General features: G+C 63.0%; 14 protein-coding genes. 12 read left to right on the top strand and 2 right to left on the bottom strand.

All coding sequences use genetic code 11. The features are described from left to right. Nucleotides 1-49 precede the first annotated feature (49 nt). Nucleotides 50-2,506, bottom strand: coding sequence for an ATP-binding protein (locus tag SK35_RS24835; RefSeq protein ID WP_016487840.1), 2,457 nt, complete (start codon nucleotides 2,504-2,506; stop codon nucleotides 50-52). Nucleotides 2,507-2,898: 392 nt separating this feature from the next. Here SK35_RS24835 and SK35_RS24830 point away from each other — a divergent pair, with 392 nt between their 5' ends. From SK35_RS24830 to SK35_RS24815, 4 genes are all read left to right on the top strand, one after another. Continuing rightward, nucleotides 2,899-3,726, top strand: coding sequence for a DUF932 domain-containing protein (locus SK35_RS24830; RefSeq protein WP_003092327.1), 828 nt, complete (start codon nucleotides 2,899-2,901; stop codon nucleotides 3,724-3,726). 80 nt (nucleotides 3,727-3,806) lie between these two features. After that, entirely contained in the window at nucleotides 3,807-5,876 is a 2,070-nt protein-coding gene (locus SK35_RS24825; protein WP_006379606.1) for a ParB/RepB/Spo0J family partition protein, read from the top strand. Nucleotides 5,877-5,937: 61 nt separating this feature from the next. Next, entirely contained in the window at nucleotides 5,938-6,147 is a 210-nt protein-coding gene (locus SK35_RS24820; protein WP_016487839.1) for a hypothetical protein, read from the top strand. Between the two features lie 770 nt (nucleotides 6,148-6,917). Then, nucleotides 6,918-7,232 carry a DUF736 domain-containing protein gene (locus tag SK35_RS24815; protein ID WP_001273857.1) on the top strand — a complete coding sequence of 105 codons (315 nt, stop codon included), beginning with the start codon at nucleotides 6,918-6,920 and terminating at the stop codon, nucleotides 7,230-7,232. Between the two features lie 312 nt (nucleotides 7,233-7,544). Here the strand turns inward: SK35_RS24815 and SK35_RS24810 are convergent, their stop codons facing one another. Next, complete coding sequence (locus SK35_RS24810) at nucleotides 7,545-7,838, bottom strand: helix-turn-helix domain-containing protein (RefSeq protein WP_006379425.1); 294 nt, start codon at nucleotides 7,836-7,838, stop codon at nucleotides 7,545-7,547. A gap of 287 nt (nucleotides 7,839-8,125) precedes the next feature. Here SK35_RS24810 and SK35_RS24805 point away from each other — a divergent pair, with 287 nt between their 5' ends. The 8 genes from SK35_RS24805 (at nucleotide 8,126) to SK35_RS24770 (ending at nucleotide 13,132) form a co-directional block, all read left to right on the top strand. Beyond that, the gene (locus SK35_RS24805; RefSeq protein ID WP_016487838.1) at nucleotides 8,126-8,473 is read left to right on the top strand and encodes a DUF2958 domain-containing protein; all 348 of its coding nucleotides are present in this window, start codon (nucleotides 8,126-8,128) and stop codon (nucleotides 8,471-8,473) included. A gap of 342 nt (nucleotides 8,474-8,815) precedes the next feature. After that, complete coding sequence (locus tag SK35_RS24800) at nucleotides 8,816-9,586, top strand: DUF2285 domain-containing protein (RefSeq protein WP_006379424.1); 771 nt, start codon at nucleotides 8,816-8,818, stop codon at nucleotides 9,584-9,586. 111 nt (nucleotides 9,587-9,697) lie between these two features. After that, entirely contained in the window at nucleotides 9,698-9,982 is a 285-nt protein-coding gene (locus SK35_RS24795) for a helix-turn-helix transcriptional regulator (protein ID WP_001247107.1), read from the top strand. 14 nt (nucleotides 9,983-9,996) lie between these two features. Continuing rightward, complete coding sequence (locus SK35_RS24790; protein WP_003092315.1) at nucleotides 9,997-10,854, top strand: replication initiator protein A; 858 nt, start codon at nucleotides 9,997-9,999, stop codon at nucleotides 10,852-10,854. A 241-nt stretch (nucleotides 10,855-11,095) separates the two neighbouring features. Further along, the gene (gene parA / locus SK35_RS24785; RefSeq protein WP_003092312.1) at nucleotides 11,096-11,734 is read left to right on the top strand and encodes a ParA family partition ATPase; all 639 of its coding nucleotides are present in this window, start codon (nucleotides 11,096-11,098) and stop codon (nucleotides 11,732-11,734) included. Then, nucleotides 11,731-11,994: a hypothetical protein gene (locus SK35_RS24780; RefSeq protein ID WP_022652187.1), complete on the top strand. Its 264-nt coding sequence runs from the start codon at nucleotides 11,731-11,733 to the stop codon at nucleotides 11,992-11,994. The genes parA and SK35_RS24780 overlap by 4 nt, the downstream gene beginning before the upstream one ends. Then, nucleotides 11,991-12,548, top strand: coding sequence for a DUF2840 domain-containing protein (locus tag SK35_RS24775; RefSeq protein ID WP_006379346.1), 558 nt, complete (start codon nucleotides 11,991-11,993; stop codon nucleotides 12,546-12,548). Before SK35_RS24780 ends, SK35_RS24775 begins: the two co-directional genes overlap by 4 nt. Beyond that, nucleotides 12,545-13,132: a S26 family signal peptidase gene (locus SK35_RS24770; protein WP_006379345.1), complete on the top strand. Its 588-nt coding sequence runs from the start codon at nucleotides 12,545-12,547 to the stop codon at nucleotides 13,130-13,132. The genes SK35_RS24775 and SK35_RS24770 overlap by 4 nt, the downstream gene beginning before the upstream one ends. Nucleotides 13,133-13,563 lie beyond the last annotated feature (431 nt).

Raw genomic sequence — 13,563 nt, 5'->3', positions numbered from 1 at the left:
CCTTTTTGCTGCGCCTGGTGGCATAGCTATGGCCCTCGCGGCCTGATGCTCAGGCCGTCGCAACCTGAATCATCTCGTCGTAATGTTTCTTGTCCACCTCTTCCAGCCACTGGAAGATGTTCCCGATGACGCTGTGGCTTTCGCCTGCCAAGTTTTCTGCGGATTCCTCTGTTATCTCAATAACGTCGCTATGTGAATACTTATTGATAAAGCGGTAGATTTTTTCTTTAAGCTCTGGTGTCGTGATGGTGCAATCTTTTAGGCCAGCCTCCATCAATTGACTAATGTCGCTTCGCCGCCTTGGATATTTGAAGGTAAAAAACGATTCAACAAGCTTTCGGGCGAGGTTGGCGGTCAAGAACGCCTCATCTCGATTGAGTGTCGTGTGCGCCCTATATTCGTAAAGCTTCTTGAAGATATAGTGGTACTCGGAACCGTAGTTCTTGAGTGAGTCGTCGGCATCCACAAGTAGGGAGTGACGAGGGGAGCCAGGTGGCGCATCCAGGCGATAAAAGAAGCAATTCTCGGCGTTGCCTTTTTTGACTCGATTCCTATTGGTGCCAGTGAACCAGTCTCTCACTAGCTTAAAGTAAGTGAAGTTGTGAGTCAGCACAAAAAGTTGCTTGGCTTCAGTGCATTGCGTTCTCAAAAACGAGTAGGCGTGAAACAAGTGATTAGAATCAAAGCTTGAGACCGGATCGTCAACGACGACGATCGTATCCTTGATGTTATTTCCATTTTCTTTGAGCTTCGTGATGAAATAGACAAATGCAATCGCAGTCTTCTCACCTTCGCTCAAATTCCCATCGTGCTCACCAACCCCGTTTCTGATGATCTCATAGCCTTTCTTCTTCTGATTGAAGTTCAGGCAAAGCTCAGAGCGGCCAATGAAGCGATGCAGGATGTCATTGAACTCCTTTGCCCCGACCGTTTCATTCGAGAGCGCCGCTTCTATGGCTCCGACCTCTAGACTAATTTTTTCAATTTCCTTATGGTCGTTCTTTGCTTCTGACTCAAGGTCATTGCACTTCTTCTCACTTCCAGCATAGTCAAACTCTTGCACCTCAGCCGCAGCAAAGTGAAGCTCCAGTGCCACCTTGCTTTTTGAGGTCTCAGATTTGAAATTTGAAGTCTTATTGTTGTGCTTTCCAACGAGAGCAACAATCGACTTCAGGATGTCATTGAAATTGGTGACATCGTCTTCAACCACATCCGAGATCTGAATGTCTGTCTTCCCAGGGTCTGTGATCTTGGCCTTCAGGGCTTCCCGCCAGGCGTCCATTTGCTGGTCGATCTTTTCAGCAGCAGTTGCGTAGTCCTTTTGAAGCTTTTCTGCCTCGGCCGATAGTTCTTTATAAAACTCGGTCGATGCGGGAAACTGATTAGCTGGAGCGCCTTGAGATTCAATCCATGTCGCCGCATTCTGAAGTCGGCTCTGAAACTCCGTGAACTCCTTGCTGAAGTGGGCAGCAAGCGCCTCGGCACGAAGCTGGGCGAACGGAGAGCCGCAGAACTCGCAGGATTGCGAGTCGTGGTTTTTATGGATTTCCAAGCCTGCTTGAACCCATTCGCGGATGTCCGGGTTATCGGTAAGCCGCTGGATTGCTTGATTGACCGCCGTAGTCCCAATCAAATCTCTGATGCGGCCCGCCGCTTTCTTAAAGTAGTCCGGCTCAATGGCCGTTGAGGCGAAAGCAATGCTTGGAAGCTGATCTGGCTTGGCGGCATTCGTAAGGTCGATAACCCTCTCATCTGGAAGAACCGACTCCGCCTTGATAATTGTCTCGCCGTTATTCTGTATGAAGTTGGAGAGCTTGCGGCGGTCGTAATTCAAGTAATAACTGTCGCTCGTATCAATCGCCTGAAGTCCAAGCTTCATTTTCTTGGCAGCATTGGTCAGGAACTTCTCTAATGCCTCACGCTGCTTCTTGATATCGCTTTGCTTGTCGTCGTGAGCCTTCTTTTTCGACTGAAGCTCGCTCTTCAGCTTCTCCAGCTTCTGCAAGTCATCAATCTTCTCTTTCGCAATAAGAAGGATGCTCTTTACGGATTTGTCCCAATCAATGTTCTCATGCACGAAGCGTTGATTGAAAACATGAATATTCAATTGGGATGAGTGGAGTGTGGATTCCGTGATCGTTGAGCCATCCTCCAGAACTACTGAAAATTGGCCCGTGCTGAAGCGGGGAACCATCGAGCGAAGCTCAAAGCAAGAGAATAGATTCGATAACGTTGACTTGCCTGTTCCATTCCAACCATAGACCAGGTTGTACCGGCCGAACTTTTGGATCTTCGTTCCATTGAAGTCGCTGAAGATTCCGAACTGTTTGAGGCGGTTGATGCAGACAATCATCTCTAGATCTCCGTGTTCTTGCTTTCCCATCATTAGCTTGCGAAACAAATGGTAAACGAAGAGTCCTCTTGCGTCTCCGCTTCGCGGATCGCGCTGCTCCAGGTTCGCTAGTCGCTCATCCCTGGCGGGACTGGCTTCGCCAGCCTTCCGCATCGCTGACGCCTACGGCCCGGCTTCCAGCTTCGGGCCTGCGCGCTTCGCTTGCGTGCGGTCAGCACAAAGGGATGGCCGTTGCCTTGTCCAGCCGTCTCCCCTGACTTCATCACCTTACCCGCGACCGTAGCCCGCGCCCGTGTGCCGTCAAGGCGCGCAGGGCCGTGTCCTCGGCTGCGCCTGCGGGCCGCACCCACCCTGCGCTTGGCTCCTTGACGGCCCCCGTCCGCGCGCTCCTTTGGCCGCGGGCGATGAACTCAGGAAAGACGGTGGCAACAGGGCCAACCGGGTTCCTCGTGCCGACCGCACCAAACAGCCGAAAGGCTGGGCTCCGAATCTAGAAATCCGGTGTGCGGTGTGAACAGCAAACCTCTTTTGTCAGGAGAAAGACCATGCAACTCGCATCCCGTTTCGCTTTCCGCTCCCCCTCGCTGCGCAGCGATTACCCGCTGTCCGACGACCAGATTCACCGCGTGGCCCCGTCCATCTTCGCGGATGCCCCGCACGAGAGCCGTTCGCAGCGGTACGCCTATATCCCCACCGCCGCCGTGCTGACCGAGCTTCGCAAAGAAGGCTTCCAGCCTTTCATGGTGACGCAAACCCGCGTGCGCGACGAAGGCAAGCGCGAGCACACCAAACACATGATTCGCTTGCGCCATGCCAGCCAGATCAACGGCGCGGAGGCCAACGAAATCGTGCTGCTGAACTCGCACGACGGCACCAGCAGCTATCAGATGCTGGCCGGAATGTTCCGGTTCGTGTGCAGCAATGGCCTTGTTTGCGGCAACACCGTGGCCGATGTGCGAGTGCCCCATAAAGGCGACGTGGCCGGTCTGGTCATTGAGGGCGCTTACGAAGTCTTGAGCGGTTTCGATCGGGTGAAGGAATCGCGCGATGCCATGCGCGGCATCACCTTGGACGATGGCGAATCCGAAGTGTTCGCCCGCGCCGCGCTCGCCCTCAAGTACGACGACCCCGACAAGCCCGCGCCCATCACGGAATCGCAAATCCTGATGCCGCGCCGCTTCGACGACCGCCGCCCCGACCTGTGGAGCGTGTTCAACCGCACCCAAGAAAACCTGACCCAAGGCGGGCTGCGTGGCCGCAGCGCCAACGGGCGCCGACAGCAAACCCGCCCGGTGCAGGGCATCGACCAAAACATCCGACTGAATCGCGCCCTCTGGCTGCTGGCCGATGGCATGCGCCAGTTGAAAGCCTGAATCCCCACGCGGCAGGGGCAGGCAGCAGCCCTTGTCGCTTTCTTCGCTGCTGCATTCCTGAACCGATAGGAGTTATCACCATGAACGCCGTTACCCAAACCGAAGCCCGCGCCATCAACACCGCCGCCGCTATCCCGCTGGAAGCCGCTGACCCGACCAAGAACCTGATTCTGGTTCCGCTGTCGCGGCTGGTGTCGCGCCCCACTGGCCGCAACGTGCGCAAGACCCCGCGCATGTCCATTCCCGAACTCGCCGCCAGCATCCAGCGTGTCGGCCTGCTGCAAAACCTCATCGTGATTGCCGCCGCCGACGGCGAGCATTACGAAGTCGTGGCCGGTGGCCGTCGCCTCGCAGCGTTGAAGCTGCTGGCGAAGAAGCACCGCATCAGCAAGGAATGGGAGGTGCCTTGCCTGCAGGTGGCCGATGGCACCGCACGCACGGCCAGCCTGACCGAGAACGTGCAGCGCGAAGCCATGCACCCCGCCGACCAGTTCGAGGCGTTCGCCGCGCTGGTGGCCGAAGGCCGCAGCATCGAGGATATCGCAGCGGATTTTTCCGTCACGCCGCTGGTGGTGCAGCGCCGCTTGAAACTCGCCAACGTCTCGCCGCGCCTGCTGGCCGACTATCGCGCCGAGGCCGTGAGCCTTGACCAGTTGATGGCCCTTGCCATCACCGACGACCACGCCGCGCAGGAAGCCGCGTTCTACGATGCGCCGACATGGCAGCGCAGCCCGCACAACCTGCGCGACCGTCTGACCGAACGCGAAATCGACGCCTACCGGCATCCGCTGGTGCGCTTTGTCGGGCTGGACGGCTACGAGCAGGAAGGCGGTGGCATCCGCCGCGACCTGTTCGCGGAGGGCGACAAAGGCGTGTATCTGACCGATGCCGCACTGCTGGAACGGCTGGCGCAGGACAAGCTGGCAGGTATCGCCGCCAAGGTGCAGGCCGAGGGCTGGGCGTGGGTGGATGCCACGCCGGGCATGACCCATGCCGATCTGCAAGCCTTCCAGCGTGCGCCAAGGGAACGCCGCAGTCCGAACAAGCGCGACGCGCAGCGCATCGAGAAGCTGCAAACCAAGCTGCACGAACTGGCCGAAGCCGTGGATGCCGCGCTGGACGACGAAGACGAAGAAAAGGCCGATGCCTTGCAGGAAGAAGGCGAACGCCTGGGCGAGCAGTTGCAGGCGCTGGAAGAAGGCTTGCTGGACTATGCGGCCAATGTGAAGGCCGCAGCCGGTGCCATCGTCACCATCGACCGCGACGGGCAGGCCGCGATTCATCGCGGGCTGCTGCGCGAAGCCGAAGCCAAGGCGCTGCGCACGCTGGAACGACTGCGGCAGGGTTTCGGCAGCGAAGGCGAAGCCGCAAACGAGGACGAAGGCGAGGACGACGAGCAGCCCAAGACCGCCACCATGTCCGACCGACTGGCGCAGCGGTTGAGCGCGCACCGTACCGCCGCGCTGCAAATCGAAGTGGCCCGGCATCCGCAAGCCGCGCTGGCCGCCGTGGTGCATGGCATGGTGCAGACCGTCTTGCAGGAAAGCCACTACGGCCACGACCTGCCGCTGGGCGTGCGCCTCACGGTGCAAGACCGGCTGGAAGGCATGGCCCCGGACTGGCCGGAATCACCCGCCGCCGTGGCGCTGCGCGAACTGCAACAGGTGGCAGGCGAAACCTTGCCGGAGGACAGCGCCGAACTGTTCGCCGCGCTGCTGGCGAAATCACAGGATGAACTGGTGCGGCTGCTGGCCGTGTGCTTAGCTTCCACGGTGGACGTGGTGACGCCTCGCGCCACGCCGCACCAGCCCGGCGCGGAACTGGCGCAGGCCGTGGGGCTGGATATGGCCGCGTGGTGGCAGCCCACCAATGAGGGTTACTTCCGGCATGTGCCGAAGGCCGCGATTCTGGAAGCCGTTGGCGGGTTCGCGCCCTCGCACGTCACCCGACTGGCGAAGTTGAAGAAGGGCGACATTGCCAGCGAAGCCGAACGGCTCGCCGCTGGCACCGGCTGGATGCCCGCCATCTTCCGCACCGAAGGCCCGCAGCAGGCCGGGCAGGACGCGCCGGCGGATGGCGAAGCCGAAGCACAGGAAGAAGCGGCCGCCGTGGCGGATGTCCAGCCGCAGGCCGAGGCTTTGGCCGCGTGACTTCGCACCGTAGATAGCGCCCCGGTTCCGGCCGGGGCGCTTCATATTGAGGATGCCTGCCATGACCCACCAACCCGCAAACCGCCCCCGTATGGCTGCGACCTATGCCTCCGGCACGGTGCGCGCCCGCCGCTGGCACGGCGACGGCGACGTGCGCGGCTACCGTCCGCCGCGTGGCTGGACGGCCCGCGCCGACCTGACCGATCTGCATCCCCTCACGGGCCGCGCCTTGCCGCGCGCCGTGTGGTGGATCATCGAAACCAAGAAATAACGAGCCGCACCGGCCCCAAGCCGTGCCGCCTTGGGGCCGGTGGTCGAAAACTCCGGGCGCGGCGGTGGCCGCGCCCGGTTTCACTGCTAAAAAAAAGCCCCATCGCCGCCTTCGGTCGGCGGCGATGGGGCCACGCACAAGGGCGCTCGTGCGCGAAATCCACGAAGCCAGCAAGTGTGGCGGCGCATCGCGCCGCCAACGATTCGACCGAGCCCCGCCGCAATGGGCGGGGCTGGTGTGGCTACGCCCCGGCTTGCTGCGGCAGGTTGCACGAAAGCGTGCCGTCCCCGACGCTGGCGGTTCGTTGTCTGTACGTCACGAAAGACGGTTCACCGACACGCCGCCCAGCCTCGCTTCTATGGAGCTTCCACACCACGCCTCAGTATGTGGCCGTGAGCTGCGGCAGGGGCGCTCTGGCCTTGTCGTCGGGGCATTGACCTGGCCCGCGTCAGGGCGCAAGCCGGTGCAGCCGTCACGCGGGGATGCCGAGTTGGCCACGTCTCCATTCGGGAGCGGGCGGCCTGTGCGTCCTTGTCTTGTTGTGAATCCTGGCGGTGGCGCGGCTGCGCCTTGGGCTTCATGGCCGCAACCTTGCAGCGAAAACAATTTCCCCTGCGCTGCGCGCATTCCTCGCGGGACAAATTCTTTTCGCTTCCAGGTTCTCCACGTTGTTGCGACCGCTGCGCGGTGCGACCAGCCCATCCCCCGCCGGCCGGATCACAACAAGGACGCACTGGCGCGACCTTGTTCAACCCGAAAGGAGAAACATCATGGCTAACATCGGCACCTTCACCGCAGAGAAAGACGGCTTCACCGGCACGCTTCGCACCCTGACGCTCAACGTCAAGGTCAAGCTGGTTCCCAACGACAAGGGCGACACCGAGAACGCCCCCGACTTCCACCTGCAAGCGGCTGGCCACGAAGTCGGCGCAGCGTGGAAGAAGACCAGCGAGGCCGGGCGGGAATACCTGTCCGTATCCATCGACGACCCTTCGTTCCCGGCGACGGTCTATGCCCGCCTGATCGAGAACGAGGACGGCACGCACGACCTGATCTGGTCGCGCAACAAGCCGAAGGCGGCCTGACAGCCGCTTACCGCGTCCCGCCCACTGCGGCGGGGCGCGATGCTGCTGATCGCAGCACCGCACGCGCAGGATTTCTGCTGCTGCCGCGTGCTGGATACGCCCGTCACCGCGGGCCTGCATGCGTGCCTTGTGGCTCGCAATCCGTGTCAACGAGCGGTGTGTGGCGTGTCGGCGCTGTAAGCGCCGCCGGGCTTTCGGGCTTCGCCCCGTGCCGGCAAGCCGTCACGGCCATCCGGCTTCAATCCCTCACGCCTTCGCGCCTGCGGCGCTGCGCGCTCCGCTTGCTGCAATTCAGTACCACACGCCAACGCGCTACGGCGTGTCGGGCTCTTCCAATATCGCCCTGAGTTCCTGGCGCACCTGTGCCAGCAATTCATCAGCTTCGCGGGTGCTGTCACCGGCATAAGCCAATGTGAGCAGCGTGAGCGGATGCACTTCCATGACCTCGCACAGATCGGCCAGCTTCTGGATGGTTGGGCTTTTCAGGTCGCGCTCCAGCGTGCTCATGTAGGTGCGACTGGACACGTTGGAGAACGCTTCCTGGCTCAAACCACGCGCCTTCCTTACCGTCCGAATCGCCGCTGCCAATGAGTTCTTCGCTGCCACCTATGGTTTCCCCAAAAAACCAAGATGACAGCCCATTGCGCCCTATAGGACTACAATCTATAGTGTTCATTTGGTGGTGATGTTTTCCTTTTCCGTGCTTTTACGGAGATCCGCATCTGCGGATTTCCTCAGACCCAGGGAACCGCGTCCGTGTCTTTCCTGACTTCCACCAATACGCCTTCGTGCCTCTCCGCTTTTGCGGCTTCGTGCGCTTGCGCATACGTGCATCCGTCCGCAGGCACAGATGCGCCTCGGCGATTGCGTGTGTTCGTGGAAGGGGCGCGGCCTTGACCACGCTTGTCACCGAGGAAGACCGGGTGCACCTACTGGCCCACGGCCTCACCCGCGCCGCAGGCCAGGAATGTGACCCGCTGCCCGTGGTGCGCCTGTTCACACCGGACGCACATGCGACCTGGCTATTGGCCGCGCTCGATCCGACCGATGGCGATACGGCCTACGGCCTGATCGACCTCGGGATCGGGATGCCTGCCCTGGCGACGGTGAAGCTGTCCGATCTGGCGTCCATCGTCGGGCCGCTCAAGCAGCCCGTGATACGAGATCGGTACTTCCAGCCGACGCGGCCGCTGTCGGAATACGTTCGACTGGCTCAGGAAAACGGTTCGATCACCGATTGACGCATTCCAGCGCGACCAGGCAAAAAGTATCGCATTGTGACTATTTCGGTCTTAGCCAAGACCTGGCAAGTCTTGATCCGCATGCTTGCACCAGGGTGGTGCGCTCCTGACCAAAACAGTCATGATGCCAGGCGCGAGATTCGGCACGGTGTTCAATGCTGCACCCCATTTCCGGGCGGTGCAGTCGTCGCATTTAGACGATTTCGGCAATGCACTGGAGCGAATCTGTCTTGACACCAGCAGTTAAAGCGTAACCCGAGTTTGATGACCACTTGATGGCGATTCGATAGCTCCCGCACAGCGGAATTGTGGCGACGTTCCCAGAAACAGGGAGGTTTCGCCATGACTGACCGCAGCAGCCAACACTGGTATCCCACGGCCGCGTATCTCTACACGCTGCACCTCGATGGCCCAGCGCTGGCTTGGGAGTATTTGCGCAGGAATGCAAGCTACCGGCGCGACTGGCTACGCCGGCGTCGCAAGCCAGATGCGGCGCAGGCCTGGGGCCTGCGCCTGCTGGAAGATCCCGGCCTGGATGCGCGCGATGCACATCCTGCTTGGTTCCCCGATCACGACGGCGTGGTGCAGCTATACCCCGACGCCGACCCACCACCCGATGCGCATACCTTCGAGTTCTGGCGCATTCCTGGGCGCAAGCAACTGACCCACGACGGCAAGCGCCTGGTGCTTGTATCGCATTGGCCAGGCTGCTGCGTTCGGCTCGCACTCGCACCCGACCTAGAAGATGGCTCGGCCTATCTCTACGCCACACGCGCCTGCGCCACGCCCTGTGCGCGCTACCGCACGCTCGCTGCGAAGCTGGATGCGCTATCTGCCGCAACCGTGGCCGCGCCTGTGGCAACAGCCCGCTCTCGCCCCACGCCCGCCGCGCTGCTGGAACTGCATACCTTGCAAGCGCTCGACGCGACCCTCGCGGGAGCCTCTTTGCGCGAAGTGGCCGAAGGTCTGTTCGGCGCGGATGCCGTCGCGGCCGACTGGCACAAAGACAGTGCATTGCGTGCCCGCGTGCGGCGGCTGGTACGCCGCGGCGATGAGCTGATGCACGGCGGCTACCGCCGACTAGCGCAGCTTCCAATGTTCCCGTCGCATTAGGGGGGACGTTTCTCGACCCGTGCGAATCGTCCCTTAGCAAGAAGCCTTGCTTTCTTGAGAGTGCCTCTATCCGGCCGCGTGGTGTGGCCGGGCTTGATGGAGGTACATCCCATGCGACCTGCTCCCTCGCGGCCTGCCGCCGCTGCCGTCACTGCGACCTCGCAGCCTCAACGCTACCTGACAAACGACGAAGCCGCCGACTACCTGCGGCTGTCGCCGCGCACGCTGGAGAAGCAGCGGGTGATCGGCGGCGGCCCCAAGTTCCGCAAGTTCGGCCGCCGCGTCATGTACGCGGTGTCCGACCTCGATGCCTGGGCCGACCAGCGCAGCTACGAGGCCACGTCCGATCCCGAATACGCCGAGCGCCACGCGGGCGACTACCGTGATGGCCGCTGATCGTCGGCGCGTGGGTGGCCTTCGCCATGTCCAGCCCGCCAGGGCAAGCCTTGCCGCAGCGCGAACAGCTCGATCTGTTCCGAGCGCTGCCGGGCGACATGGCGCCACGCGATTCCCAGGACTTGATGGCCTTTCCGTTCTTCTCGCTTGCCAAGTCGCGGCGCACGGCGCCGATCGACTTCCGCAGCGGGAACGTCACCATTCGCGTGGAAGGCACGCAGGAGCACGGCATCGCAACGATATGGGATGCCGACGTGCTGATATGGGCCGCCTCGCAGATCGTGGAGGCGCGCGACGCGGGCCTGCGCCCGTCGCGCTGGATACGCGCCACGCCTTACGAGATTTTGCGCTTCATCGGGCGCGGCACGTCCCTCAACGACTACCAGCGCCTGAAGGCCGCCCTCGACCGGCTGCAATCGACCACGGTGGCCACGTCCATCCGCGAAACCACGGGAAGGCGCTTGCATCGCTTCTCGTGGATCAACGAGTGGAAGGAACTCGCCGACGCCAGCGGCACCCCGCTGGGCATCGAGCTGATCTTGCCGGACTGGTTCTATGCCGGCGTGCTCGACGCCGCCCTGGTGCTGACCATCGACCCGGCCTATTTCCGCTTGAAAGGCGGTATCGAACGCTGGCTGTACCGCCTGGTGCGCAAGCATGGCGGGCGGCAGGAGCACGGCTGGCAATTCGACTTCCGACACCTGTACCGCAAATCCGGCAGCGCGGCCCGCTTCTCGGACTTCGCCTACGACGTGCGCGCCCTGGTGGCGCGGCAGTCGTTGCCCGGCTACGTCCTCGGCATCGAGCGGATGCCGGACGACAACACCGAGCTGCTGACCTTCCGGCCCGTGCCGCACGCGGCACGGGGATAACTGCGGGAGAACCTGTGGACGGCCTCGTGCTATCAGGAGTACCGGGTATCGTGCTATCAGGAGTACGACCCTCGTGCTATCAGGAGTACGAAAACGCCGGAAAGCCAACAACGGCGCGGGTTTGCGTTCCCTCTAACTTACCTAACAAGAAATACATAACTTTTAGTAGAAGCGCGCCGTTTCGGTGGACAACCACGAAATGGCACGCCCAGGCCGGCTTTCCAGCTCGGAGGGCCGCGCCATGATCTTCGCGTTTCTCAACCAGAAAGGCGGCGTCGGCAAGACCACGCTCGCCACGCACATCGCCGGCGAACTGGCGATGCGCGGCCTGCATGTCATCCTGCTGGATGCCGACCCGCAGGGGTCATCGCTCGACTGGACGCAGCGGCGTAGCCAGCAGGGCCTGCCCCGTCTGTTCAGCGCCGTGGGCCTTGCCCGCGAAACGCTGCATCAGGAAGCGCCAGAACTCGCCAGGCGGGCCGATCACATCATCATCGACGGCCCGCCGCGCATCGCCGCCCTCGCGCGCTCCGCGCTGCTGGCGGCCGAGCGCGTGCTGATCCCCGTGCAGCCCAGCCCCTACGACGTATGGGCTTCTGCCGAGATGGTCGCACTGATCCGCGAAGCACAGGTGTTCCGGCCAGCGCTACGCGCGGCCTTCGTCATCAACCGGCGCGTCAGCACCACCATCATCGGCAGGGAGGCACGGCAATCGCTGGCCGAACAGCCGCTGCCCGCGCTGCGCTCGGAGATCCACCAGCGCATCGTCTTTGCCGACAGCGTAGCCGCTGGCCGGCTCGCCCGCGAAACCGCGCCCGACAGCGCCGCTGCCCGCGAGATCGCCGCGCTCACCGACGAACTGCTGCGGTGGCCGACATGACTGGAAAGCCATCACCACGCAGCAAGCGCGTCGGCATCGGTGTACGTCCCCCAGCGAATCCGCACGCCGAAGCGTGGATTCGCCAGGGCGACGCAGATGCCTTGCAGAAAGGCGACCTCTACACCGCTCGACTGACGCTTGACATCACGCCCGCCATGCGGGCGCGCATCAAGGTGTCGGCCTTCACGCGAGGCGTGACCGTAGCCGAACTGCTGCGCAGCCTGCTGGAGCGGGAGTTTCCCCCGGAGGGCACGCCGTGAACGCATCCGCTTCGACCGCCCACACCCCCAAAGCAAGTGCGCCCACGGCTGCACCGCCGCCGGCGCCTTCGACACTCGCCGGCCAGGCCGGCAACGTGCCGCTGACGCGCGTGGCGCTGACCTACATCGAACCCCGCTTCAAGCTCTACCTGCGCTTCGGCGAACCGGCGCGCACGCTCCAGCTCGACCGCTGGCGGCGCTGCGCCGTGTTCCTGCCGAACGCGGTTCTGTGCCGCATCCGTTGGCAGGCCAACGACTACGGCACGATCCGCTGGCAGCTCATGGTGATGCAGACCGCCACGCCGCTGGACGCCGTGCAACGCATCCCCGGCGTGCAGCCGGGCGCGCGTCTGCTGTTGCACGCCGAAGGCGATGCCAACGTTCGCGCCGTGCTGGAACGCATCGACGACATCGAGGCGCTGGGCATCGCAGCCGCAGACACATCGCCCGCGTACTGGCGCACGCTCGCGAACCGGCTCGCAGCGCGCTCGGCGTTACCCACATACACCACAGAACGGCACGCCGCCTGGCTGGCAGGGAGGGCATTGCCATGACCACGATTTCCACGACCGGCCCCGTGCCGCATCCTCGCTCGCGCCTGCGCACTCGCCTCGTGCTGGCAGGCTTCGCCACCGTCGGCCTCGCTGCGCTGGCCTGGGCTGCGTTCGTGCAGCCCCTGCCGCGAATGGCCTACAACCCGTCCGACAGCGTGGCGGTCGGTTGGTATCGCATCGAACCGTTCGACCCGCGCACCGCCTCGCGGCCACGTCCGCTGTCCGTGGACAGCATCGTGCTGGTGCCGCTGCCCGACAGGGCCGCCATGCTGGCTGCGCAGCGCAGTTACCTACCGACCCGCGTTCCGCTGCTCAAACGTGTGGGCGCAGTCGCGCCACAACACGTCTGCATCGTCGCCGGCCAGGTTCGCATCGACGGCGTGCCGGTGGCCGCCGCCCTGCCTGCCGACCGGCAGGGCCGACCGCTGCCATCCTTGCAGCTTTGCCGCCGTCTCGAACCGGGCGAACTGTTCCTCTTGAGCGTGACCAACCCAGCGTCGTTCGACAGCCGCTATTTCGGGCCGGTCAGTGCATCCACCGCGATCGGCGTTGCGCATCCGATCTGGCTGGAGACACGTCCATGATGGCCGCCGATTCGCTGCACTTTGCCGCGCCTCTCATCGTGCCATCGGGCATGTCGTTCTACTGTTCGTCGCCTTGTCATCGCACGTGCAGTGCGGGTGCATTCGCACCGCACTTCGCGCTGCCTTCGGCGCAGCCGTCCAACGTGCAGGCGTCTTGCCTCGAACGCGCCTGGCCTGCGGCCATTGGCGTGTTCGCCGGCGGGCTGGCTGCTGGTGCAGCAGCGCCGCCGGGCCGCCGATGCCCGGAGCGGGAGCGAGGGGCAAAGGCGGAAGGCAAGACAAAAGGACGCGGCACCGGGCCGCGTCGAAGGCCTGTCTGCACATGGGGGTGGCGCGGCACGGAGCGGCTTTGCCGCCGTGCCGCGTGGGGCGCGAGGCCCGCGCCAATGCAGGCATGTCCGCGTGCTTCGCACGCCCGGAGACGCCGGAGC

It is taken from the genome of Citrobacter sp. MGH105, from assembly GCF_001037485.2.
Taxonomy (GTDB): domain Bacteria; phylum Pseudomonadota; class Gammaproteobacteria; order Enterobacterales; family Enterobacteriaceae; genus Citrobacter; species Citrobacter portucalensis.
Note: the sequence above shows the minus strand (reverse complement) of the source record. Positions and strands in the feature narration are given on the sequence as shown.

Excerpts from the sequence above, each read along its gene's own strand:
- SK35_RS24835 (WP_016487840.1), bottom strand. The coding sequence starts at position 2,506 with ATGCGGAAGGCTGGCGAAGCCAGTCCCGCCAGGGATGAGCGACTAGCG.
- SK35_RS24830 (WP_003092327.1), top strand. The coding sequence starts at position 2,899 with ATGCAACTCGCATCCCGTTTCGCTTTCCGCTCCCCCTCGCTGCGCAGC.
- SK35_RS24825 (WP_006379606.1), top strand. The coding sequence starts at position 3,807 with ATGAACGCCGTTACCCAAACCGAAGCCCGCGCCATCAACACCGCCGCC.
- SK35_RS24820 (WP_016487839.1), top strand. The coding sequence starts at position 5,938 with ATGACCCACCAACCCGCAAACCGCCCCCGTATGGCTGCGACCTATGCC.
- SK35_RS24815 (WP_001273857.1), top strand. The coding sequence starts at position 6,918 with ATGGCTAACATCGGCACCTTCACCGCAGAGAAAGACGGCTTCACCGGC.
- SK35_RS24800 (WP_006379424.1), top strand. The coding sequence starts at position 8,816 with ATGACTGACCGCAGCAGCCAACACTGGTATCCCACGGCCGCGTATCTC.
- SK35_RS24795 (WP_001247107.1), top strand. The coding sequence starts at position 9,698 with ATGCGACCTGCTCCCTCGCGGCCTGCCGCCGCTGCCGTCACTGCGACC.
- parA (WP_003092312.1), top strand. The coding sequence starts at position 11,096 with ATGATCTTCGCGTTTCTCAACCAGAAAGGCGGCGTCGGCAAGACCACG.
- SK35_RS24780 (WP_022652187.1), top strand. The coding sequence starts at position 11,731 with ATGACTGGAAAGCCATCACCACGCAGCAAGCGCGTCGGCATCGGTGTA.
- SK35_RS24770 (WP_006379345.1), top strand. The coding sequence starts at position 12,545 with ATGACCACGATTTCCACGACCGGCCCCGTGCCGCATCCTCGCTCGCGC.